Genomic DNA, 22,647 nt, shown 5'->3' on the forward strand with positions numbered 1-22,647 from the left:
CACTCATCTCAGCGCGCGTCGTCCGGGCGTTCGATCATCGGCGGAATCGCCTGCGCGAGCGCGTCGATCACGCAGCGCGTCTTGCGCGGCAGGTAGCGCGTCTTCGGCCAGATCGCGTGAATGTCGCCTTCGCAGACGAAGCAGCGATCGAGCACGACCACCATCTCTCCGCGCTTCACGTAATGGTCGAGCAGCCAGCTCGGCACCCACGCGATCCCGAACCCCGACGCACCGGCCGCGGCGATCGCCTGCACGTCGTCGAAACTCAGTTGATGCGGCATGTCGATCCGCACTGTCGAGCCGTCCGGCGCGCGCAAATCCCACGGCTGCACCACGCCCGAACGCGAATACGCGATCGTCCGGTGGTGCTTCAGGTCGTCGAGCGTCTTCGGTGTCCCGTAGCGCGCGAGATACGACGGCGCCGCGCCGAGGCTGCCGTATTGCGTGCCGAGCCGCCGCACCGCGAGGCTCGTGCTGTCCGCGAGCGTGCCGATCCGGACCGCGAGATCGATTCCTTCCTCGACGAGATCGACGAAGCGGTCGGTGATCGACACGTCGATCCGCAGATGCGGATATTGGCGCGCGAGGTCGAGCACGATCGGCGTCACGCAGTGGTGCCCGAACGCGAGCGGCACGCTCAATCGTAGCTTGCCGCGCGCCTCGTGGCGGCCGCAGTCGAGATCGGCTTCCGCCGCTTCCAGCTCCGCCAGCGCGCGCACGCAGCGGTCGTAGTACGCCTGGCCGTCGTCGGTCAAGCTCTGGCTGCGCGTCGTGCGCTGCAGCAGCCGTGCGCCGAGCCGCTTCTCGAGCCGCGCGATCGCCTTGCCGACCGCCGAGCGCGTCATGTCGAGCCGCTCCGCGGCCAGCGCGAAGCTGCCCGATTCCACGACCTGGACGAAGGTCGTGACGCCGTCGAGTCTGTCGGTCATCGTGGGTGAGGTGTTGCGTCGATTGGGTCCTGATATTCCCCAGTGCATGGAAATGCGTGCGTCAATGGGGAGATGAATTCTCACTATAGTACCGATTCCCGCTCAGCGTGCGTTGCCGGCCGCACGCGGCGAATCCTACTGACCTGGAGGCGCGCGGCCTGTCGCCGGGCCGCCGCGCAATACGCATGACGCTATCCGACTCCCGCAGGAATGCGGTCGCGCTCGCGGCCGTCTGTCTCACGTCGCTGATGTTCGGCCTCGAGATATCGAGCGTGCCGGTGATCCTGCCGACGCTCGAACACGTGCTGCATGGCGATTTCAACGGCATGCAGTGGATCATGAACGCGTACACGATCGCGTGTACGACCGTGCTGATGGCGGCCGGCACGCTCGCGGACCGGTTCGGCCGCAAGCGCGTGTACGTAATCGGCACCGTGCTGTTCGGCGCGACGTCACTGCTGTGCGGGCTCGCGCCGAACGTGCCGGTGCTCGTCGCGGGCCGGCTGCTGCAGGGCGCGAGCGGCGGCGCGATGCTGATCTGCCAGATCGCCGTGCTGTCGCACCAGTTTCGCGAAGGGCGCGAGCGCGGCCGCGCGTTCGGGATCTGGGGGATCGTGTTCGGCATCGGGCTCGGGTTCGGGCCGATCGTCGGCGGCGCGATCGTCGCGCTCGCGAGCTGGCCGTGGGTGTTCCTCGTCCATGCGCCGCTCGCGGCCGTCGCGCTCGTGCTGATCGGCGGCGCGGTGCGGGAATCGCGCGATCCGCATGCGGGCACGCTCGACGTCGCGGGCATCGTCACGCTGTCGCTCGCGGTGCTCGGCCTTGCGTTTTACATCACTCAAAGCGCCGAACTCGGGCTCACGAGCGCGGCCGGCCTCGGCGTGCTCGGTGCGACCATGCTCGCGCTGGCCGGTTTCGTCATCGCGGAGCGCGCCAGCGCGCGGCCGATGTTCGACTTCTCGGTGTTTCGGATCCGCGCGTTCACCGGCGCGATCTTCGGCTCGATGGGGATGAACTTCAGCTTCTGGCCGTTCATGATCTACTTGCCGATCTGGTTCCAGGTCGCGCTCGGCTACGACAGCGTGACGGCTGGCCTCGCGTTGCTCGCGTACACGCTGCCGACGCTGATCGTGCCGCCGGTCGGGGAACGGCTCGCGCTGCGCTACGGGCCGGGCGTCGTGATTCCCGCCGGCCTGTTCACGATCGCGGCCGGCTTCGTGCTGATGCGGCTCGGCAGCGCGGCCGATCACGCGAGCTGGCTGACGATGCTGCCGGGCTGCGTGATCGCCGGCGTCGGGCTCGGCTTGACCAACACGCCGGTTACCAACACGACGACGGGCGCGGTGCCGAGTGCGCGGGCCGGGATGGCGTCGGGTATCGACATGAGCGCGCGGATGATCTCGCTCGCGCTGAACATCGCGACAATGGGCTTCGTGCTGGTGGCGGGGATCGTCGCGAGCCTGAAGGGCGGCCCGGCGGGCGCGATTGGCGACGCGGCGCTGCGCCGGCTCGCGCAGCAGATCGCATCGGGCCGCACCGACGGGCTGCAGGCGCTTGCGCCGGCGCTCGCGCAGGCCGACCCGAGCGGCGCGGCGCTGCACGCGGCGCTCGTGCATGGCTTCGGCTGGGTGATGGTGTATGGCGCGGCGGGCGTGGCCGTGCTCGCGACCGCGAGCGCGGTGGCGTTCGCGCCGGCGCGGCGCGGGGCGACCGTGTGCGAGTGACGCGGCCGGCGCTTGGCGCGTGACGTGTGGCGTGTGGTGTGTGACGGCCGGTCAGGAAGTCCCGCCGCCGAGCGCGCGGTACAGCTTCATCTGGTTGTTGAGCCGGTTCAGGCGTGTCAGTTCGTCGGCGCTTTGCGCACTCCTCAGCACCTGCTGCTGGTCGAGCCACGGCTGCACGGCGGTCGCGCCGGCCACGAAGCGCGCGGCGGCCAGCCGTTCGGCGCGCTGCGCCTGCGCGAGCGACAGCGCGCGCTGTTCGGCTTCGCGTTCGAGCTGCACGCGCGCCGACAGCGCGTTCTCCACTTCCGCGAGCGCCGTGTAGAGCCGCTGGCGAAACCCGACCACCGCCTCCTCGTACTGCGACTTCGACACCCTGATCTGCAACTGCATCGTGTTCCACTGGATGAACGGCAGCGCGAGGCCGAGCCCGAGCGTGCCGACCGGGTTCGTCAGCACGCGCTCGAGGCTCGTGCTCGTCGTGCCGGCGCTGCCGGTCAGCGTGAAGGTCGGATAGAAGCTCGTGCGCGTCGCATCGACCTGCGCGAGCGACTCGCGCAACCGGAATTCCGCCGCCCGCAGGTCGGGGCGCCGGCCGAGCAGGCTGGCCGGCAAGCCGGCCGCCACGTCGGGCGGTGCCGCGTCGGGCAGCGCCGCCGGTTCGGCCGCGCGCTGCTGCGGCGGCCGGTCGAACAGGATCGCGAGCGCGTGGCGGTTCTCGGTGCGCTGCTGGATCAGCTGCGTTTGCGCGGCGCGCTGCGCGGCGAGGCTCTGTTCGGCCTGCGCGAGGTCGAGCCCCGACACGGCGCCAGCCGTGTGCCGCGACCGGACCAGCGCGAGCGTGCGTTCCGCATACGCGATGTTCGCGTCGCCGAGCGCGATCTGCCGGTTCAGATAGCCGATCTGCCAGTACAGCGCCGCGGTCGTGCCGATCAGCGACAGCCGCGCGGCCTCGAGATCGGCGGCCGTCGCGTCGGCTTCCCAGTGCGCGGCATCGCGCAGCGCGGCCAGCCGGCCCCACAGGTCGATTTCGTAGCTGAGCGAACCATTGACGCCGCTCGAGCGGCTCATCCGATGCGTATCGAGCGTACGCGACACGGCGCCGTTCGCGCCGAGCGTCACGTTGGGCGTCAGGTTCGTATCGGCGAGCCCGGCCTGCAACTGCGCGCGATACACGCGGATCGCCGCGATCGCGAGGTCGCTGTTGGCGCGCAGCGCGTCGTCGATCAACGCGTCGAGTTGCGGATCGCCGAAACTGCGCCACCAGTCGCGCGTGGCGGCCGGCGCGTCGGACGCGACTGGCGCGGCCCAGTTCGCCGGCATCGCGACGGCCGGCAGCGGATCGTGGCGCGCGCCCGCGCAGCCGGCGAGCAGCGCGGCCGCGCACGCGAATGCGCCGAGACGGTGAAGCGGGGAGGAATGCGTGAGGGCCATGTTTCGTCAGTCGCGCGCGAGCGCATCGATCGGATCGAGCCGCGACGCGTTGCGCGCGGGCATGAACCCGAAAATCACACCGGTGAGCGTCGAGCACACGAACGCGGTCACGATCGCGCCGACCGAGAACACCATCTTCCACTGCGCGACGAACATCGAGAACAGCGCGCCGAGCCCGAACGACAGCGCGATGCCGATCGTGCCGCCGAGCAGGCATACGAGCACGGCCTCGACGAGGAACTGCTGCAGGATGTCGGACTGGCGCGCGCCGACCGCCATCCGGATGCCGATCTCGCGCGTGCGCTCGGTGACCGACACCAGCATGATGTTCATCACGCCGATCCCGCCGACCACGAGCGAGATCACCGCGATCAGCGACAGCAGCAACGTCAGCGACTGGCCGGTTTTCTCGACGGTCTTGACCACGCTGTCCATGTTGTACGTGAAGAAATCCTTGCGGCCGTGGCGCTGGATCATCAGCTTCTCGAGGCTTTTCTCGGCCGCGGCGCTCGGCTGCCCGTCGCGCACGCGCACGGTGATGCTGTCGAGATGGCGCTGGCCGAACAGGCGCCCGCTCGCGGTCGTGTACGGCACCCATACGTTCAGGCTCTTCACGCTGCCGAATGCGCTTTTCTTGTCGGCGGTCACGCCGATCACCACGCACGGCACGTTGTCGACCAGGATCGCCTCGCCGACCGGATTGCGCGTCGCGCCGAACAGCTTGCGGCGCGTGTTCTGGTCGATCACCGCGACCTGCGCCTGGCGGCGCACCGCATCGTCGTCGAACGGGACGCCGAGCGCGAAACGCATCCCGCGCGTCTGGAAGTAGCTGTCGCCGACGCCGCTCACGAGCGCGTGGACGTCGACGTTGCGGTAGCGCAGCAGCAGCGTGCGCGACGTTTCGGGCGTCGCGCTGTCGACGTACGGCTGCTCGGCGAGCGCGGCGACGTCGGCGGGCACGAGCGTCTGGATCGTGTCCGCGCGGCTGTCGCCCCAGTCGGTACCCGGATAGAGGCTGATCGTATTGGTGCCGATGCTGCCGATCTCTTCGAGCATGTAGCGCTTCGCGCCTTCGCCGACCGCGACGATCGACACGACCGACGTAATGCCGATGATGATGCCGAGCATCGTCAGCAGCGTGCGCAGCCGGTGCGATACGAGCGCGATCCACGCCATCCGGCACGCTTCGGCGAAGCGGCCGGTGCCGGCGGCGAAGCGGCGGGTGCGCGGGGCGATGTCGGTGTCAGCGCTGGCGGGCGGCGTGTCGGTTACCGTTTCGGGCGTCGCTGCCGTTGCGTCCGCGCCGACGCTAGATTCCGCGAGCGCTTCCGCGTAGTGGCGGTTCGGCCGGTCGGCGACGATCTCGCCGTCGCTGATCTCGATGATGCGCCGCGCATGGCGCGCCACGGCCTTGTCGTGCGTGACGATCACGATCGTATGGCCGAGCGCGTTCAGCTCGTGCAGGATGCGGACCACGTCCTGGCCGCTTTTCGTGTCGAGCGCGCCGGTCGGTTCGTCCGCGAGGATCACCTGGCCGCCGTTCATCAGTGCGCGCGCGATGCTCACGCGCTGCTGCTGGCCGCCGGACAGTTGCCCGGGCCGGTGATGCGCGCGATCCGCGAGGCCGAGGCGCGCGAGCAGCGCGCGGGCGCGGGCGTGCCGCTCGGCGCGCGGGGTGCCCGCATAGATCGCCGGCATTTCGAGGTTCGCGACCGCGTCGACGTGCGGCAGCAGGTGATAGCGCTGGAACACGAAGCCGAAGTGCTCGCGGCGCAGCTGCGCGAGCTCGTCGCTGTCGAGCATGTGCGTGTCGCGTCCGCCGACCGTGTACGTGCCTTCGCTCGGATGATCGAGGCAGCCGAGGATGTTCATCAGCGTCGACTTGCCGGACCCCGACGCGCCGACGATCGCGACGATCTCGCCCGCATCGATCGACAGGTTGACGTTGTTCAGCACGACGACGTCCTTGTCGCCAGCCGGAAAGCGACGCGTGACGGCAGCGAGTTTGAGCAGGGGCTGGCGCATCGTTACACCACGTCCGACAGCGGTACGCGTTCGTCCGCCGATGCTTCGCCGATCACCACGCGCTCGCCGTCCTTCAGGCCGGCCAGCACTTCGACGCGCACGTTGTTGTTGATGCCGATGCGGACATGGCGCGTTTCCGTGCTGCCGTCGGCGCGCAGCACGCGTACCGCGACGGTGCCGTCCTTGCGCTTCTCGCCGAGCGCGGCGGCCGGAATGATCAGCGCGTTGCGCGCGTCGCCGAGCACGATGTTGACCTGCGCGGTCATCGCGATGCGCAGCCGGTGCTCGGGATTCGGCACGTCGAACAGCGCGTTGTAGAACACCGCGGCGTTCGGCTTCGCGCCGCCGCCGCCGAGCGGGCTTTGCGCGTCGGCGTAGTTCTGCGGCGCCGGTTCGATCGCGCGCAGCTTGCCGTAGTGCCGCTTGTCCGGTTCGCCGAGGCTCGTGAAATACGCGGTCTGGCCGGCGCTCACGCGAATCACGTCGGCTTCCGACACCTGCGCCTTCACGGTCATCGTGTCGAGATTCGCGAGCTTCAGGATCACCGGCGCCTGCTGCTGCGCGATCACGGTCTGGCCTTCCTGCGTGACGATCGCGACGACCTGGCCGTCGATCGGCGCGACGATGCGCGTGTAGCCGAGGTTGGCCTGCGCGGTCTCGATCTGGATGCGCGCCGAACGGATCTGCGCGGCGAGCGACGCAACGGTGGCTCGCTGCACGTCGAGCGTCGCCTTCGCGGCCTCGAACGATTCGCGCGACGTCGCGTCGTCGGGCAGCATCGCCTGCTGGCGGCGGAATGCGAGTTCGGCCTGCGTCAGCTGCGCGGCCGCCGATTGCTGCTGCGCGCGCAGGCTTTCTTCGCTGGCGCGCGCCTGGCGCAGCGCGTTTTCCGAGATCACGGGATCGATCTCGGCAAGCCACTGGCCTTTCGTGACCTTGTCGCCGAGCTTGACCTTCAGCGTCTTCAACTGCCCCGACACCTGCGCGCCGACGTCGACCTGCCTGAACGCCTGCAGCGCGCCGGTCGCGAGCACCGCGTTCTCGAGATCGCCGCGCGTGACGGGCGCGGACAGGTATTGCGGGTGCTTGTTTGGTGTGGCTATCGTTATTGCTACAACAGCAGTGGCAATGGCGGCACCGCTGATGGCCAGCACGGTGAGCCGGCGGCGGATCTTCTTATTCATGAGAATACATACGGCATGGATGAGTCGGGCGTCGGCGGCGTGGGCGGCCAATCAGGGTGGTCCTGCAATCGTGGCATGCAGTGCAGATCGATACAGGAGTCGGATGGATACCGCGCGGCGGTGCAGGTTCGGGTCAGGCGGCCATGATAATTGAGGTAATTTCGTGAATTCGTGTAGGAATTGTGCTGAATTGTGCCGGCAGTTCTACGGGGGCTGCCGAGCTCTGTCGGTGTTTCAATTCATGGAATGGCAGGTCAATACAAGGGTACGGAGAGGATCGTCATCCGGGCTCAATCCACGCTACCGTGATCGCGGAATGACCCTTCAAACTTCAGGGGCGGGATGGGGTTCTAGGCTCAACGTGGTTATTGCGATCAATCTTGTCAGCCAAGTCTTTCCCGGAAATAAATCCCGTGACTCTTTCCCCGGAAGGCAGGAACGTGGTGGGTGTTCCCTTGATGTTGAGCTTCTTTCCCAGTGAAAGGAGTTCTTTCGTGATGATGGACTGGCAACGCTTGCGGGGGACGGTGGTTTTCCCTCTTTCGACCCATTGCTTCCATGCTTGGAGTCGGTTGTCGGCGCACAGAATGACTTCGGATTTGATGATGGAGTCGGTAGAAAGAATTGGATACAGAAAAATGTATACGGTTGCGTTGGGAACCTTGCCTAGCTCGGGACTCATTTTCTTGCAAAACGAGCAGTTCGGATCGAAGAATGTAGCAATCACGCGCTCTCCGGTTCCATTTTTATGTTTGATGGCGTATTGAAATGGAAGGTCATTGATGTTTATGCTGTTAATCTTGTTGAGTTGTGTTTCTGTTATGTTTTCCTGGCTGTTGGTGTCGAACAGGCTGCCGATAATAATGTGCGATGCCGATGAATTGCTGTAGAAAATTTGGGAATTTGCAGTGACCTCATACAGTCCGTCGATTTTTGACGGGACAACGTGCTCTACCTTCAGTTCGGGGAGCTTGGCTTGCAATTTTCGTTGCAAGTTCGCTTCTACATCGGCGGCAGCTGCTTCGGTGTGCGCTGTTGCGAGCGCAATTGTAAATAGTGATGTCAGGAGGAGCTTTAGATTATTCGGCATGACGTGTGGAAGATGAAATTTTCACATCTGAGGAATGGCGATGTCAGGAACTTGCAATTCGTATCTGTGTTTGCGTGATGCTGACTTCAGCTTGTTTCTCGATGATGCCATTCAAGAAGAATTTCTCGAGTCGATGATAGAGAAAAATGTCTCCCGGAAAATCATGTCCTTCCGAGTGGATTGTTTCTATTATGCGCAATACTACTATCGGCGTGGGCTCCCACTTCCTGGTCATGGAATTGATGATGTATTCATCGAAATCTGTAGATCGGAATGATTGAATTTTTCCAATTTCGTTGATCATTCTGAAATCGGCATTTTCCTCAACAAGGGAACCCCATTCTGTGATATAGGGACTGACATCGTTCGATTTTATTTCAACTGCATTGCCGAGAAGCTCGGCGAGATCGAAGAAATTCTCCGCAGCCGAATGGATGCACTTTTCCGAGACCGAAATCAACAGGAAATCGTGTGGAGTATCATGACTTATCCAGTGTATGAAATTCGCGTATTCGATTGATGATAAGGGATTTACCCATGCGCATATTTTGATCGACTCGTGGGTGGGGATGATTGGGGTGTCGATAGTCAAGTCGTTTGGGATATATCCAAAAATATCGGAAAACCACGCCGACAGTGTCGAGATGTTGCGTTCTTTGAGAGGGCCGAGGTGCCAGTTTCCGCCAATAAGAACATGTGACCCCATCAACTGCCCTTCCGAAATTGCGGATGCGATGACGTTGGACGTGATGTCCGAGAATGATGCGTGGATCAAATTTTGGTAATCGTTGTTTCGGAGCATTGGTATGCCTTGATTTCGGGTAGAAATTTCAACCTCGTCGCGAGCGAACGGTGGATTTTGGCTCGGTTGACCGCCATCGACATAACTACTCGCGACGAAGCACATCACTGTCGTTATACGGCACAACCGCTGATCATCGGCCACCATCCATTCGAGCGATTGCAGTTATTCAAGCAATCTGCGCATCGTGTCATGCCAGCCGTGCCACCGGGTCTGCTGCCGTATCGCTGAATGCACATTGTGTAGAAAACAGAGCAACTTGTGAATGCTCGTTGATTGGAAGTGTTCGGGCCCTCGAGGATTTTGCTCGCAAGCCCATCGGCTGCAGCACTGCCAGGATGAAGCAAGGCAATGACGATGCCAAAGGTGACTGCAGCCGACCTGGTGGCCTTTCGAGTGAAGAAGCGTTGCTTGGAATGCATCGAAACCTCCTTTGTGGCGGGTTGAGGAAAGACAATGACTGCTTGATACAACGGGTATGTTTTTGAGATTTATTTGCCGATTTCAATTTAGTATTCCTATGTTTGATAGATTAATTTTTCGATCGGTGGTTTTTCAAGGATTTATTTTTTGAGATAATCAAATTGTTGCCGATTGTCATTTTTGTTAAATTTGCCAAATCGGACTGGCTGGCGTTTGCCAATTGCAATCCGAGTTGACTCGGAATTCTCGCGAGCGGCAGGGCCAAGGGGTTTCGCTTATCCGGGGCAGGAAATTGGAGTGCCGTTGGGGAATGGCGTGGATGTTGTGTCCGGTCCGGTAAAAGCAGCGGGCGGACTGCCCGGAGGAGGCGAAGGCATCGAACAGATGGCGTTCGCGTAGGGGTGTATGGTAGGGAAGGCGGGCAGATATGTAGCCCGTCCGTGCTGGTGCCGAATGCGACGCGCGGCGGCTTTGCCAGTCGTGTCAGTCGAACATGGCTTCCGGGTGGAGGGGTTCGCGCGCCGCTAGTGACTACGGATGTACCGAACAGTCGGCGACGGGTACGACAACAGGATGCCTCGCGCTAGCGCCGTGCCGCACGCTTACGCGCGGCGTCCGCCCGTGTCGATCCTGCGCTGCGTGTCGGCGTCGACGATCTCGCGGATCGCGCTGAACAGCGGTGCGGCGTCGGTGTAGCGCCGGCCGTAGCCGAGGTTGAACGCGTAGTCGAAATCGGGCGGATTGCTGCCCTGGTTGTGCTGCAGGATCGTTTCGAGCTTGTCGAGCGCCTTCGCCGCGCGGGCTTCCGGCGACGCGGCCGCCTCGTATTCGTCCCACAGCGCGACGATCTCGTCGCGCAGCGTGCGGTCGAGCGACGCGGTCAGCGTCAGCAGATCGTCGCGTTCGTGTGCGCTCTTGTCGGGGTGCGCGGCCTGCTCGATCGCGGGGATGTCGCCGTGCAGCGCCTCGCCGAGGTCGTGGACGACGCACAGCTTCAGCAGCTTCACCGTGTCGACGCCGGGCAACGCGTCGGCGAACACGAACGCCATCAGGCCCAGCCGCCAGCTGTGCTCGGCCGTGCTTTCCGCGCGTCCGGCGGATGTGTAGCCACTGCGCAGCACGTTCTTCAGGCGTTCGGCTTCGCGCACGAAATCGAGCCGTGCGTGGATCGTGTCGGGATTCATGGTCGGCGTCTTTGCGATGAGCCACCAAGCGTAAGCGGGCCGGCCACGCTGCGTCCACGCATGAAATATGCGCGGCGCGTCAGCCGGCGTCGAGCGTTTCCACGAGCCGCACGGCCGAGCCGTCCGACAGCGTCATCCGCGTCCACCGGCAGCGGCTGCCGCGAATCGGCACGACGCGCGACGCATTCGCGCCGGTATCGAACTCGACGCTCGGCGGCCCCGCGCGATCGTGCCAGCCGAGCGGGTCGAGCGCGGCTTCCATGCGGACGATTTCCGGCGTCGCGTAGCGCCACAGCGACGTGCCGAGCAGCATCGAAAGCGGCTGCGAGAATTCGGCCGCGCGCGCCGGCGAACTGGCCAGCAGCCGGTGCGTGAGATCGCAGACGAGATGCATGCGGCCCGTGCTGCCGGCGATCAGCCGCGCGAGCGCGCGGTCGCCCGCCGAATCGATGCGCGCGGCGAGCAGCCGTTCGGCCGTCGCGCGCTCGTCGGGCGACATCTGCTGGAGGCCCGCCTCCCAGCGCGAAATCGTCGATTGCGCGACGCCGAACAGTTCGGCCGCGTGACTTTGCTTCACGCGGTGCAGCGCGCGCCAGCGCTTCAGTGGCGGGCCGAGCGAGAACGAATGAAGCGGTGAGGCGGTCATGGCAATGCTCCTGTTGCGGTCGTGCCAGGCGCGTGGTTACCGCACCGTTACATGATCCGGATGCCGCCGCTTGCCTGGATCGCGATGGCCGCGAACGGCACGAGCACGATGCCGCCCAGCACGAGTACGCCGTCGGCGGCCACCGTGATCGGCGTCGCGAGAATCCGCAGACCCATGCCGACGACGGACGGCGATTCCACGATGTAGACCGAGTACGGGCGGTTGAAGGGTTGCGCGGCCGCGTTGTCCTTCTGGACGAAGCCTTCCGTCGAGTAGCGCTTGCCGTCGATGTCGCCTTCGAGCACGAGGCCGGCCGGCTCGCTGACGAAGCCGTCGGCGGAGGCGGCCCGTCGATCGTCGTCCGATGCGTCTTTCGGCAGCACGATCCGGTAATGCCCGGTGACGCTGCCGCCGCTCGCATGAAAGTCCGCGAACGTCGTGCGTACCGATTTGCGGTAGCCGGACAGCAGGACGGGCCGCAAGCGGGCCGGCAGATCGAAGATGTAATGGTAGCGCGTGCCGAGGACGACCAGTTTCTTGCCGTCTTCGGTCATCATGAACGCGGATACGTGTTCGCTGTACGCGTCGTTCTTGTACAGCTTCGGCGTGAAACACCCCGACAGCGCAACGCTGCTCGCGGCGACGCCGGCGGCCAGCAGGCGCCGGCGCGTGATGGATAGGCTCATTTCTTGTTGTCCCGTCTGGGCGGTTCGGTTCAGTTCAGTGGCTTTCGCCCTCGGAAGCCGGATTCTCGCGTATCCACCGCACGTTGTCGAACCGGAAATCCGCTGTGGCAGCGGGCCGCCGTGCGCATCCGCGCCATCGACAACGTTTCCGCGACGCTTTCAACCTATCCCGCCATATCTTATTATTCGGCCAGAGCGGCGCGTGCCGGCCGCCATCGATCATGTCGACGACATGATGCGCCGGCAACGATGACCGTCTTCCGGCCGGCGCGTCGCCCGATGCGCGGTCGACACGACAGGGCGCGCGAGGCCGCGCGTGTCCCGAAAAAGATACGAGGGCGCGATGGTACGACTGGTGTTGCTGCTGCTGGGCATCGAATATCTGCGGACCCGCTGGCGCGGGCTGACCGTGCTCGGCTGGCTGTGGGTCGTCGCGGGCGTCGGCATTTTCGTCGACGCGCTCGACGGCGCGCTGCATTTCCCGATCGAGCTGTTCGCGTGGCTGTTCCTGATCGAAGGGCTCGCGACGCTCGCGGTGGCCGGCAGCGGGGTCGGCGGGCAGCGCATCCTGCGCTACGTGAAGGGCATCGCGGTCGTGGTGGCCGCGGGGCTCGTGTTTGCCGGCCATCATCACGGCCATTTCCTGCTGTCGATGATCTTCGGCACGCTGTTTCTCGTCGACGGGCTGCTGCAGTGCACATCCGCATGGATGGTGCGCTATCGCCGCTGGCACGTCGCGTTTTCGTGGGGCGTCGTCGAGATCCTGCTGGCGATCTTCTTCTTCCAGCCGTACCCGACGCACTACGCGGGCACCGTGCCGTACTGCCTGGGCCTGCTGCTGATGTTCGGCGGCATGCACCTGCTGAGCCTCGCCGCACGCGTGCGGCGGCTGACGCGCAACCCGGCGTTCGCGACGTCGCCCGCGCCGGCGCTCGCGCCGGATCTCGACGATGCGCAGGGCCTGCCGCAGTTCGCGCAATCCGAATGGGACGGCCCGCCGGCCGACGGCGAGCGGGCGCTCACCGTGCACGTATGGACACCGACCGGCACGTCGAAGGCCGAGGCGCAGCGCTATCCGCTGATCGACCGCTATATCGCGGCGGTGGACGTCAACGGCGTGATCTCGACCGGGCATGCGGCGCTGGAATCGCCGGAGGGCATCTACATCAGCCTGTATCCGGGCGTCGAAATCGATCGCTCTCCGGACGAATTCACGCGCATCCTGCGCGCAACGCGCGAGAACGACGTGCCCGGCCTGTTCCAGCCCGACTACGCGACCGAGTCGAAAGCGTGGTGCCCGTCGACCGTGCGCGTGCGTATCCGCAACTACGATCCGTCCAAGCTCGATGCGTTCTGGTCGTCGTACCGGCAGAACACGACGTACAACCTCACGCACCGCAACTGCTCGAGCACCGTGTCGAATGCGCTCGAGGCCGCGCTCGACGGCGCCGTGTGGCGGCTGAAGGGCGCGCGGGCCGGGTGGGGCGCGTTCGTGCGGCTGCTGCTCACGCCCGAGCTGTGGGTGGCCGCCCAGATCCGCAAGCGCGCGGTGACGATGGCGTGGACGCCGGGGCTCACGCTCGACTATGCGCGCGCGCTCAGCATGCTCGCCGATCCGCGTCCGTTCGCGTGGTGGAAGGTCGCACGCTCGGCGGTGAGCGCGATCATGGCGTCGCGCCGCGCGTGGCGCGAGCAGGACAGTGCGGCGCTGTCGCCCGGCGGATCGGAGGCGGCGTCGATGAAGTGAACGCGTGGCGCCGGATGAGGGCCCGGCATCACAAGGGGCGCCACCGTGCGGCCCGGCGAGATTGCCCGCGATAAAAACCCACGGACGACAACGATGAACGAGACGAGAGCGTTGCGCATCCAGACTCCCGCCGCGCTGACGCTGGTGCTAGGGCTGGCGCTGGCGAGTGCCGGCCTCGCGCAGGCAGACACGGACGAAGTGCCGCGCATGAGCAACGACGTGTACCGGATGTCGGTGTCGTTCTGCTCGAACGTCGCGGCCGCCGAAAAGATCGCGTGCCAGGGCGACATGATCGCCGCCGGCAGCCGGATCGTCGCAGCGATCGGCGGCCTGCCGCCGGCTTCCGCCACGGCGATCGACGAAGGCGCGCGCAACAAGCTGCCGCCGGCGGAGCGCGACGGGCTCGCGCCCGTCGAGCCGGCCGCGATCGACAAGGACGATACGCTGGCCGGCCTCGCCGGCATGGTGCGTCTGTGCGACGTGTACGAACCGGAGCCGGCGGCGCGGGCGCGGCACCACGCGGCGCTGAAGCAGAAGGCGCCCGACGCCGCGCAGCGTGTCGAGGCGTTGCTGGCCGATCCGTCGATGGCGGCGCGCCGGCGCGTCAGCGTCGGCGTGTGGCAGATTCTCTCGCTCGAGGGCCCCGAAGCGTCGGCGCGCGCGTGCACGCAGCTCGGCACCTGAGCGAACCGCGCATTCTTTCGTGCACCTTCACATTCGTGCCATGTTGCGGCAGCAACAATCGCGGGCAGACATTCGACAATCTTGCGGCGCATCCCGCGACCGCAAGCCTTTTCCGAGGAAACACGCCATGCTCGAGACGCTCGCCCGCGCCGCTGCCGCACTCGCCGTCGCTTCCGTTTCACTGCACGCCGCCGCGCAGACCAGCTACGACTACCTGTTGCTCGCCGCGTCGTGGGAGCCCGGCTTCTGCGCGTCGCACGACACACCGGAATGCACGAACCTCGCCGGCTCGTATGCGGCGACGAGCCTGTCGCTGCACGGGCTGTGGCCGAACCGCTACGACGGCAACCAGCCGTTCTACTGCGGCGTGCCGCAGAACGACATCGACCTCGACAACGCGCACCAGTGGTGCAGCATGGACGCGTACCCGATCAGCAGCGCAACGCGCAATACGCTGTCGACATACATGCCTGGCGTCGCATCGTGTCTCGACAAGCACGAGTGGTTCAAGCACGGCACCTGTTCGAATTCGGCGACGCCCGATGCGTACTGGAACCAGGCGTCGGGCATGATCAGCCGGTTGGGCAACACGTCGTTCAACGCATTCCTGCAGGCGAACGCGGGCAAGACGGTCACGCGTAACCAGTTGCTGTCGGCGTTCGAGGGCGCATTCGGCAGCAACACGCGCAGCGCGGTGTCGCTGAAATGCACGAAGACGAACGGCGTGAGCTACTTCACCGAAGCATGGATCGCGGTGAAGACGAATGCGACCGCGCAGTTTCCGAGCGCCGCGTCGCTCGTGACGGACGGCAATACGCAGGGTACGTGCCCGACGTCGGGGGTGTTGATCGCGAAGTGAGGGGCGCGGCCGGCGTGCGCGATATCGCGCACGTCGCGGGCGGTGGGCATTCGAGGATGTCGGGCGCGCCGTTGCTGGCGCCCATGCACGTTTGGCGCTCGGCGACACACATCCGCTTCCTGCGTTGGGCGGCTGCGCTCAATGTGCCGCGCAAGGCGCGCCGAACCATCGCGTGACCGCCTGCGTGGCGGCGTCGATGTCCACGTCCGCATCGTCATCGCAGGCCCACGCGACGAAACCGTCCGGACGCACGAGCATCGCACGCAATCCGAGCCGGTCCTTCGCGTCGCTCGCGATATAGGCGAGGCGGTCGCGCCAGCGGCCTGCCACGGCCTGAAGCGGCCGATCCGCATCGAAGTCCAGCAGCACGCCCTTGCCGTGCCTGACGTGTTCGCCGAGCCGCGTGCCGTCGGCCAGTTCGAAGTCCGGAACGCTACGGCCCACCAGCGGATGGCCGCTGCCGGGATCGTACGCGAGCGATACGCCCCACAGGCGTTCGGCGAAGTACGTCGCGCCGTCGCGCGTGTCGACGAGATCGCGCATGATCGCCGCGAGCGCGCGCGAACCCGGCGAGGGCCGCATCAGCGCGACCTGCGCACGCGACCAGTCGAGCACGCGCGCGCCCACCGGATGCCGTTCGTCCGTGTAGCTGTCGAGCAGCCCGGCCGGTGCGTCGCCGCGGATCGTCGCGGCCAGCTTCCAGCCGAGATTCATCGCATCGCCGAGCCCGAGATTGAGCCCCTGGCCGCCGAGCGGCGAGTGGATGTGCGCGGCATCGCCCGCGAGCAGCACGCGGCCGTCGCGGTACGTCGATGCCTGGTACGCGCGATCGGTCCACGTGGCGGCGAGCCGGAGCGCGGTCACCGTGACGCCGACGCCGGACACGCGGCGCAGCACGGCCTGCGCGTGCTCGAGCGTCACCGGGCCGCTCCGGTGGAACGTGCCGCCGTCGAACTCGACGAGCGCGACGGTCCCGGGTGGCGTGTACGTGTACATGCCGGCCGGCGTGTAGTGACGGCCCGGCAGCAGCGCGCCCGGATCGGCGAACTCGGCTTCGATCGAGTAGCCGGTGAATTCGGCGTCGGTGCCGGCGAACGCGAAGCCGCCGGCCTTGCGGACCGCGCTGCGGCCGCCGTCGCAGCCGACGAGCCAGCGTGCGTGGAATGTCTCGCCGCCTCCGTGCAGCGTGACGCCCTCGTCCGACTGATCGAAGCCCTCGACGGCCAGACCGCGCCGAATCTCGACGCCCGTTGCGTGCGCACGGGCGGTCAGCATGGATTCGATCCGCGCGATGTCGGTCGCCATGTGCGTGCCGGCCGGGCCGGGCAGATGGTACGGCCACTGTGACGCGTCGATGTCGTCGTGGAAGAACTGGATGCCGGCGAAATGACCGGCCGGACGACGCGCTTGCTGCATCCAGTGCGCGGTGTCCGTGGCGCGGCCCGGCAGCGCGATGCCGTCGAGCAGGTCGCGGCGGTAGAGCGCGTCGATCGTCGGCGCGGACAGGCCGCGCATGCCGAACGGGAGATGCTTCAGCGGGGATTCCGGATCGTCCGCCTGCTCGACCACCAGCACGGATGCACCGGCGAGGCGCAGCTCGCAGGCGAGAAACAGGCCGACAGGGCCGGCTCCGGCAATCACGACATCATGGGTAACGGGCAGATTCATCGGTGGCTCGGTTTCGGGCCAAGGCAGCCCGGTGTGATCGAGAGGGCGGTACGCGCCGGCATTGCGCATGCGTCAGGAAACTGGTGGAACGTTGTTCCATCGGCGCGATATTGGAACGCTGTTCCAGATGTGTCAAGCTAGCGCGCATGAAAACCAGCAAACGGACCGAGCGGCGCGCGGACGCGCTGTCGAAAGAGCGGATCGTCGAGGCCGCGATCGGAATCCTCGACCATGCCGGCGAGGGCGCGCTGACGTTTCGCGCGCTCGCCGCACATCTGGCGACCGGAAGCGGCGCGATCTACTGGCACGTCGCCGACAAGCACGATCTGCTCGCGGCGGCCGCGGATCACGTGATCGCGGCTGCGCTGACGGACGTGCCGACGCAGCGTGACGGCGATGCGGCGCAAGCGCTCCGGCGCATCGCGCTGCGCCTGTTCGACGCGTTCAGCGCGCATCCGTGGGTCGGTGCGCAGTTGTTCCGGGCGCCGTGGCAGCAGGCGGTGCTGCGGATCCTGGAGCGCGTCGGCGGGCAGCTTCAGGCGCTGGGCGTGCCCGAGCCCGCGCAATTCAACGCGGCGTCGGCGCTGATGCATTACATCTTCGGGCTGGCCGGCCAGTACGCCGCGGGTGCGCGGCTGCATCCGCGCGAGACGGGGCAGTCGGAGGTCGTCGCGGTCGTGGCCGAGCGGTGGGCGCAGCTCGAACCGGCGCAGTATCCGTTCGTGCGCAAGGTGGCCGGGCAACTGGCCGCGCACGACGAGCGTGCGCAGTTCCTGGCCGGCATCGATCTGATTTTGGCGGGGATTGGGGCGGCGACCCGGTAGGCCCGCCGTCGGATGCATGGTTTCGAACGGCGGTGCGACGAGTCCGTTGTCACGCCAGCAGCCGCAGCGCATCCGCCAGCGACAGCACCGTCGTGCGCGATTCGAACGCGGTGGCGAACAGATGCTCGTGGACGATCGGGTCCGGGTCGTAGCAACAATCCTTGACCGTGTAGAGGCGGAAATCGGCGTCGCTCGCGTGGGCTATCGACGACAGCATCACGCCGGTCGACGCGATGCCGACCATGATCAGCGTATCGACACCTTGTGCGATGAGCCGCGCCTGCAGATCGGTGCCGAAGAATACGCTCGCGCGGTGGGCCAGGATCAGCGGTTCGTCGGGCCGCCTGGCGAGTTCAGGGCACGGGGCATCGTCGATGAACAGGCCGAGTTGCTTGATGCCCTGGCCGTTCTTGTTGAGCGGGCTGACCTCCGGATAGCCGGGGCTGAACCTCAGATTCGCGAACCAGACGCCGACGCCGGCAGCGCGTGCCGCAGCGCAGAGACGGCGCGTATTCGAGAGCAATTCAGGCGCGACCGACGGGAAGAGGCCGAGGATGTCGGTCTGGTAGTGCATGACGAGCAGCGCGGTTTTGGATGGCGCGATGGGCGGGATCGGCGAGGAGGAATTGCTGCCCGCGCGCGCGGGGGCTGACGTTGTGACTTCTGATGCGTTGTCCCGATTCATGCGTTGCGTTCTCCAGTCACCGCTGCGAAATGTCGGAAAATTGGTCGTTCGATACGTCGTCAATCACGTCGGCGCCGGCGTGCCCACGCGTCGCGAAATCTTCGCCGGATTGGGTTCGGGGTATCCACGAGTCGAGCGATTTCCTGCGTGTTTGACAGCAGAGGATCACGGCGTTTCGTCCATACGCTTGCCGTAATTGCATCGCGCGGTGACGGCGATCTATCGCACCCGTACCGTTCTTACGCAAGCCGGACCCAATGGCTCACCGTTATCGCTGAATGCTCTATAGGGGGCTACCTCCACAGAGATCTCCTGACGCCAGAAGATCTCGGAGATCCGGCGGCCGTGTTCGCCGTACCGAGTACGATGATTGAACCCCAAGGATTCCAGTGCTGCCGTGAATTGCGCGAAGTTCGGCTCGCATGCCGTCAGCGGCGCAGCCTGCATTCCGGGAATCGGATCGAAGCCCAGTTCCACCTGTGTCCCCCTTCCCGGGACCACGAACCTTTCGATACCGAACGCCCAGTTGCCAGGCAAGCGCTGGCCGTAGCCGAAGCTGTCTTTGGCGGTCGCTTTGGTCTGCACACCAAAGCTGCGGTGCATCGCGTCGGGCGTCATGTCGGTAACCTGATTGCTGACCCGTATCAGCGCCAGCATGCCTTGCAGCGCTTGCGTGACGGTCAGGCTTGCCTCGGTTCGAGATTCGACCTGCGACGCCCCCGTGCTGTTGGGCGGGGCGTCTGCCGGCTGCCCATGTGCGCCGCCAAACGGGAGGCACAAACTCAATGCCGCCATGACCGTCACGGGGCGAAAGAATCCGCGCCGGGTACGGCCGGTCGAAGCGACGTGATTTCCGTTCTTGACCTGCATCACGCTGGATCCTTGTAGCGGGTGGTCGTAGCGCCAAGCAAAGATGTTCATTCGAGGTGTCCGGACGACCGGGTGCGCCACTGAGACGCCTCAAAAAATCGACCTTCCCGAATAAGTCGTCAACCACTCCAGCGCCAGTGTCCCCGCCAACGAGTTCCCGTTCGCATCCAACCCCGGCGCCCACACGCACACGGCCATCTCCCCCGGCAGCACCGCGACGATCCCGCCGCCGACGCCGCTCTTCGCCGGCAGCCCCACCCGATACACGAAATCACCGGCCGCATCATAGGTCCCGCAGGTCAGCATCAGCGCCGACAGCCGCTTCGCGGAACTCGAATCGACGATCCGCTCGCCTGTCGCCGGCGCGACACCGCCGTTCGCAAGAAACAGCGCGGCGCTGGCCAGCTCGACGCAATTCATCTCGATCGCACACTGCCGGCAATACGCGTCGATCACCGTATCAGGCGGCATCTGCATGTTGCCGAAGCTCGCCATGAAATGCGCCATCGCGCGGTTGCGCTCCGCATGCTGCAACTCCGACGTCGCGACGCGCGAATCGTAGTCGATGTCGTTCGCGCCGATCAGCCGCCGCACGAATTCGACGAGCGCCGTCTCGGCCTTCACGAAGCGGCGGCACAGCACGTCGGTGACGACCAGCGCGCCCGCATTGATGAACGGATTGCGCGGCTTGCCGCGCTCGCTTTCGAGCTGGACCAGCGAATTGAACGCGGTGCCGGACGGCTCGCGGCCGACCCGTTCCCACAGCTCGTCGCCCAGCAGTTGAAACGCGAGCGTGCACGCGAACAGCTTCGAGATGCTCTGGATCGAGAAGCGCTCCTGCGCATCGCCGACCGTGTAAACGTTTCCGTCGAGCGTCACGACGGCCATCCCGAACTTGTCGGCGGGCACTTTCGCGAGTTCGGGAATGTAGTCGGCGACCCGGCCCTGGCCGATCCAGGGGGCGAGTTCGGTGTGGATGCGTTCAAGAATCGTCTGGTAATTCATCACGTCAGGCAGGGTAGAAGCAGAGCCGGGATTCCGGCGAGCCCGTATGGAACCGTCCCGGCGTCGATTCGTCAAGCGCGGCCGGAATCCCGCCCTTATTTTCAAGACCGCCAAACAGGTGAGCGGCGGGCGCAGTATCATGCGGTACGTTTCGGCCGAGGGCCGGCGTCCGGCACCCGCCGGCGCCCCCCGCGGCTTCCTCGATGATCCGACCGCCGCCCATGTCTTTTCGCATCCTGCTCGTCGAAGACGACACCCGCTTGTCCACGCTGATCGCCGGCTACCTGCGCAAGAACGACTATGAAGTCGACACCGTGCTGCATGGTGACGCCGCGGTGCCGGCGATCCTGTCCATTCGTCCCGATCTCGTCATCCTCGACGTGAACCTGCCGGGCAAGGACGGCTTCGAAATCTGCCGCGAGGCGCGCAAGCAGTACGACGGCGTGATCATCATGGTGACGGCGCGCGACGAGCCCTTCGACGAGCTGCTCGGCCTCGAATTCGGCGCGGACGACTACGTGCACAAGCCGGTCGAGCCGCGCATCCTGCTCGCGCGGATCAAGGCACAACTGCGCCGCGCGCCCGCGCGCGCGGCCGAGAGCACCGCGCCGCAGCCGGAGCGCTACGCGTTCGGCAAGTTCTCGATCGACCGCACCGACCGCACCGTCGTGCTGCCCGACGGCAGCACGCCCGATCTGACGTCGGCCGAATTCGACCTGCTGTGGGCGCTCGTGTGTCATGCGGGCGAAGTCGTCAGCCGCGACGATCTGATGCTGCAGTTGCGCGGCGTCGAATTCGACGGCCTCGACCGCACGATCGACGGGCGCATCTCGAAGCTGCGCCGCAAGCTGCGCGATGACGCGAGCAACCCGCAGCGGATCAAGACGATCCGCAGCAAGGGTTATCAATTCAGCAAGCACGCGTGGGAATGACGCCGCGCTCGCGCGACGCCGTCACGTTCCGCGCGGGCATTCCGCCCGCCGGCCGGGAGCCGCGATGATTCGACGAACCCGTTCGCACCCCGATGCACCGCCGTTGCCGACGCTGCGCTACGTCAAATGGCGCTGGCTGCATTTCCGCCGCGCGTGGACCGACACGCGCGCCGACCGCATTCCGAGCTGGTCGCGCCTGTACGTGCGCACCTACCTGCATCTGCTCGGCCTCGTATTGCTCACCGCGCTGGTGCCCGCGCTCGCGCTGTGCGTCGTGTTGTCGCCGCAGGTCGTGTGGCACGCGTTCGACGCGTTGCCGGGCGACATCTGGATCGTGCTGGCGTTCGTGTTCACCGCGCCCGCGCTCGCCGCGTACCGGTGGATGCGGCCGGTCTGGTCGGATCTCGTGATGGTGCGCGAGCGTGCGATCGACTTCACCGGCGGGCGTTTCAACACGCGCGCCCGCGAATCGCACAGCGTGATCATCGGCCCGCTCGCGCGCACGCTGAATGCGCTCGCGATGCGCATGGAGCGGCTGATCGCCGCGCAGCGCGATCTGACGAACGGGATCTCGCATGAACTGCGCACGCCGCTCGCGCGCGTGCGCTTTGCACTCGAAATGCTGCGCGAACCCGGTTCGGCGGCCGAATACCAGGGTGCGCTCGAGAGCATCGCGCAGGACGTGACCGAGCTCGAGGAGCTGATCGACATGAGCCTGACGTACGCGCGGCTCGAATACAGCTCGCTGCAGTCGAACCTCGAGATGACCGCGCCGGTCGCGTGGTTCGAGCACCAGGTGAACGACGCGCAACTGCTGTATCCGGACCGTACGATCGAGGCCCGCGTCGCGATCGGATCGGATCTGCGCGTGAAGATGGACCGGCGGCTGATGTCGTATGCGATGCGCAACCTGCTGCGCAACGCGAGCAAGTACGCGAACGCGCGGATCGTCGTCGGGATCGCGCTCGTGCACGGCAACATCGGGATCTTCGTCGAGGACGACGGCCCGGGCGTGCCCGAAAGCGAGCGCGAACGGATCTTCGACGCGTTCGTGCGTCTCGACCGTCGCACCGGCGGCTACGGGCTCGGCCTGTCGATCACGCGGCAGGTGCTCCACGCGCACAACGGCCGGATCGCGGTCGTCGATCCGGTCGAGCTCGGCGGCGCGCGGTTCGAGATCAGCTGGCCGGTCTAGCGCGACGTCGCGCGATGCTCGGCACGCGGTAATCGTGAAGGCGCAGGCTGCCGG

The 22,647-nt window shown here is 66.0% G+C and carries 20 protein-coding genes; 7 read left to right on the forward strand and 13 right to left on the reverse strand.

Translation table 11 applies throughout. From position 1 onward, the window contains the following. Nucleotides 1-8: 8 nt before the first annotated feature. Nucleotides 9-929: a LysR family transcriptional regulator gene (locus tag J8I35_RS24770; protein ID WP_089489592.1), complete on the reverse strand. Its 921-nt coding sequence runs from the start codon at nt 927-929 to the stop codon at nt 9-11. Between the two features lie 185 nt (nt 930-1,114). On the opposite strand from J8I35_RS24770, the gene J8I35_RS24775 reads away from it, so the two are divergent. Next, nucleotides 1,115-2,653, forward strand: coding sequence for an MFS transporter (locus J8I35_RS24775; protein WP_209927434.1), 1,539 nt, complete (start codon nt 1,115-1,117; stop codon nt 2,651-2,653). Between the two features lie 51 nt (nt 2,654-2,704). Here the strand turns inward: J8I35_RS24775 and J8I35_RS24780 are convergent, their stop codons facing one another. From J8I35_RS24780 to J8I35_RS24815, 8 genes are all read right to left on the reverse strand, one after another. Continuing rightward, nucleotides 2,705-4,084 (reverse strand): efflux transporter outer membrane subunit, encoded by a 1,380-nt coding sequence (locus tag J8I35_RS24780; protein ID WP_124594991.1) that lies wholly within the window; start codon nt 4,082-4,084, stop codon nt 2,705-2,707. Between the two features lie 6 nt (nt 4,085-4,090). Beyond that, nucleotides 4,091-6,109 carry a MacB family efflux pump subunit gene (locus tag J8I35_RS24785; protein WP_209927435.1) on the reverse strand — a complete coding sequence of 673 codons (2,019 nt, stop codon included), beginning with the start codon at nt 6,107-6,109 and terminating at the stop codon, nt 4,091-4,093. 2 nt (nt 6,110-6,111) lie between these two features. After that, nucleotides 6,112-7,293 (reverse strand): macrolide transporter subunit MacA, encoded by a 1,182-nt coding sequence (macA, locus tag J8I35_RS24790; RefSeq protein WP_050012400.1) that lies wholly within the window; start codon nt 7,291-7,293, stop codon nt 6,112-6,114. A 331-nt stretch (nt 7,294-7,624) separates the two neighbouring features. Next, nucleotides 7,625-8,383, reverse strand: coding sequence for a DsbC family protein (locus J8I35_RS24795; protein WP_209927436.1), 759 nt, complete (start codon nt 8,381-8,383; stop codon nt 7,625-7,627). A 43-nt stretch (nt 8,384-8,426) separates the two neighbouring features. Continuing rightward, a complete protein-coding gene (locus J8I35_RS24800) occupies nt 8,427-9,329 on the reverse strand; it encodes a DUF3658 domain-containing protein (protein ID WP_260429479.1) in 903 nt (300 codons plus the stop codon). A gap of 881 nt (nt 9,330-10,210) precedes the next feature. Then, a complete protein-coding gene (locus tag J8I35_RS24805; protein WP_209927437.1) occupies nt 10,211-10,792 on the reverse strand; it encodes an HD domain-containing protein in 582 nt (193 codons plus the stop codon). A 79-nt stretch (nt 10,793-10,871) separates the two neighbouring features. After that, nucleotides 10,872-11,438 carry a helix-turn-helix transcriptional regulator gene (locus tag J8I35_RS24810; RefSeq protein WP_209927439.1) on the reverse strand — a complete coding sequence of 189 codons (567 nt, stop codon included), beginning with the start codon at nt 11,436-11,438 and terminating at the stop codon, nt 10,872-10,874. Between the two features lie 47 nt (nt 11,439-11,485). After that, nucleotides 11,486-12,124 carry a hypothetical protein gene (locus tag J8I35_RS24815; RefSeq protein WP_209927441.1) on the reverse strand — a complete coding sequence of 213 codons (639 nt, stop codon included), beginning with the start codon at nt 12,122-12,124 and terminating at the stop codon, nt 11,486-11,488. A 343-nt stretch (nt 12,125-12,467) separates the two neighbouring features. On the opposite strand from J8I35_RS24815, the gene J8I35_RS24820 reads away from it, so the two are divergent. From J8I35_RS24820 to J8I35_RS24830, 3 genes are all read left to right on the forward strand, one after another. Beyond that, nucleotides 12,468-13,871: a DUF308 domain-containing protein gene (locus J8I35_RS24820; protein ID WP_209927443.1), complete on the forward strand. Its 1,404-nt coding sequence runs from the start codon at nt 12,468-12,470 to the stop codon at nt 13,869-13,871. A 93-nt stretch (nt 13,872-13,964) separates the two neighbouring features. Further along, entirely contained in the window at nt 13,965-14,555 is a 591-nt protein-coding gene (locus J8I35_RS24825) for a hypothetical protein (protein ID WP_209927445.1), read from the forward strand. A 127-nt stretch (nt 14,556-14,682) separates the two neighbouring features. Continuing rightward, nucleotides 14,683-15,414 (forward strand): ribonuclease T2, encoded by a 732-nt coding sequence (locus J8I35_RS24830; protein ID WP_050012407.1) that lies wholly within the window; start codon nt 14,683-14,685, stop codon nt 15,412-15,414. A 138-nt stretch (nt 15,415-15,552) separates the two neighbouring features. Here J8I35_RS24830 and J8I35_RS24835 read toward each other — a convergent pair whose 3' ends face one another. After that, complete coding sequence (locus J8I35_RS24835) at nt 15,553-17,082, reverse strand: FAD-dependent monooxygenase (protein ID WP_209927447.1); 1,530 nt, start codon at nt 17,080-17,082, stop codon at nt 15,553-15,555. Between the two features lie 146 nt (nt 17,083-17,228). On the opposite strand from J8I35_RS24835, the gene J8I35_RS24840 reads away from it, so the two are divergent. After that, nucleotides 17,229-17,906, forward strand: coding sequence for a TetR/AcrR family transcriptional regulator C-terminal domain-containing protein (locus J8I35_RS24840; RefSeq protein ID WP_209927449.1), 678 nt, complete (start codon nt 17,229-17,231; stop codon nt 17,904-17,906). 49 nt (nt 17,907-17,955) lie between these two features. Here J8I35_RS24840 and J8I35_RS24845 read toward each other — a convergent pair whose 3' ends face one another. From J8I35_RS24845 to J8I35_RS24855, 3 genes are all read right to left on the reverse strand, one after another. After that, entirely contained in the window at nt 17,956-18,591 is a 636-nt protein-coding gene (locus J8I35_RS24845; protein ID WP_209927451.1) for an isochorismatase family cysteine hydrolase, read from the reverse strand. A 219-nt stretch (nt 18,592-18,810) separates the two neighbouring features. Beyond that, entirely contained in the window at nt 18,811-19,512 is a 702-nt protein-coding gene (locus tag J8I35_RS24850) for a hypothetical protein (protein ID WP_239468990.1), read from the reverse strand. Between the two features lie 39 nt (nt 19,513-19,551). Beyond that, a complete protein-coding gene (locus J8I35_RS24855) occupies nt 19,552-20,466 on the reverse strand; it encodes a glutaminase (RefSeq protein ID WP_209927519.1) in 915 nt (304 codons plus the stop codon). Between the two features lie 221 nt (nt 20,467-20,687). On the opposite strand from J8I35_RS24855, the gene J8I35_RS24860 reads away from it, so the two are divergent. Further along, complete coding sequence (locus J8I35_RS24860) at nt 20,688-21,398, forward strand: response regulator (RefSeq protein ID WP_006498855.1); 711 nt, start codon at nt 20,688-20,690, stop codon at nt 21,396-21,398. Between the two features lie 64 nt (nt 21,399-21,462). Beyond that, on the forward strand, nt 21,463-22,593 hold the full coding sequence (locus tag J8I35_RS24865) for an ATP-binding protein (RefSeq protein ID WP_050018221.1): 1,131 nt from the start codon (nt 21,463-21,465) through the stop codon (nt 22,591-22,593). Nucleotides 22,594-22,647: the final 54 nt, after the last annotated feature.

This window comes from Burkholderia sp. CpTa8-5, assembly GCF_017815045.1.
GTDB lineage: Bacteria > Pseudomonadota > Gammaproteobacteria > Burkholderiales > Burkholderiaceae > Burkholderia > Burkholderia sola.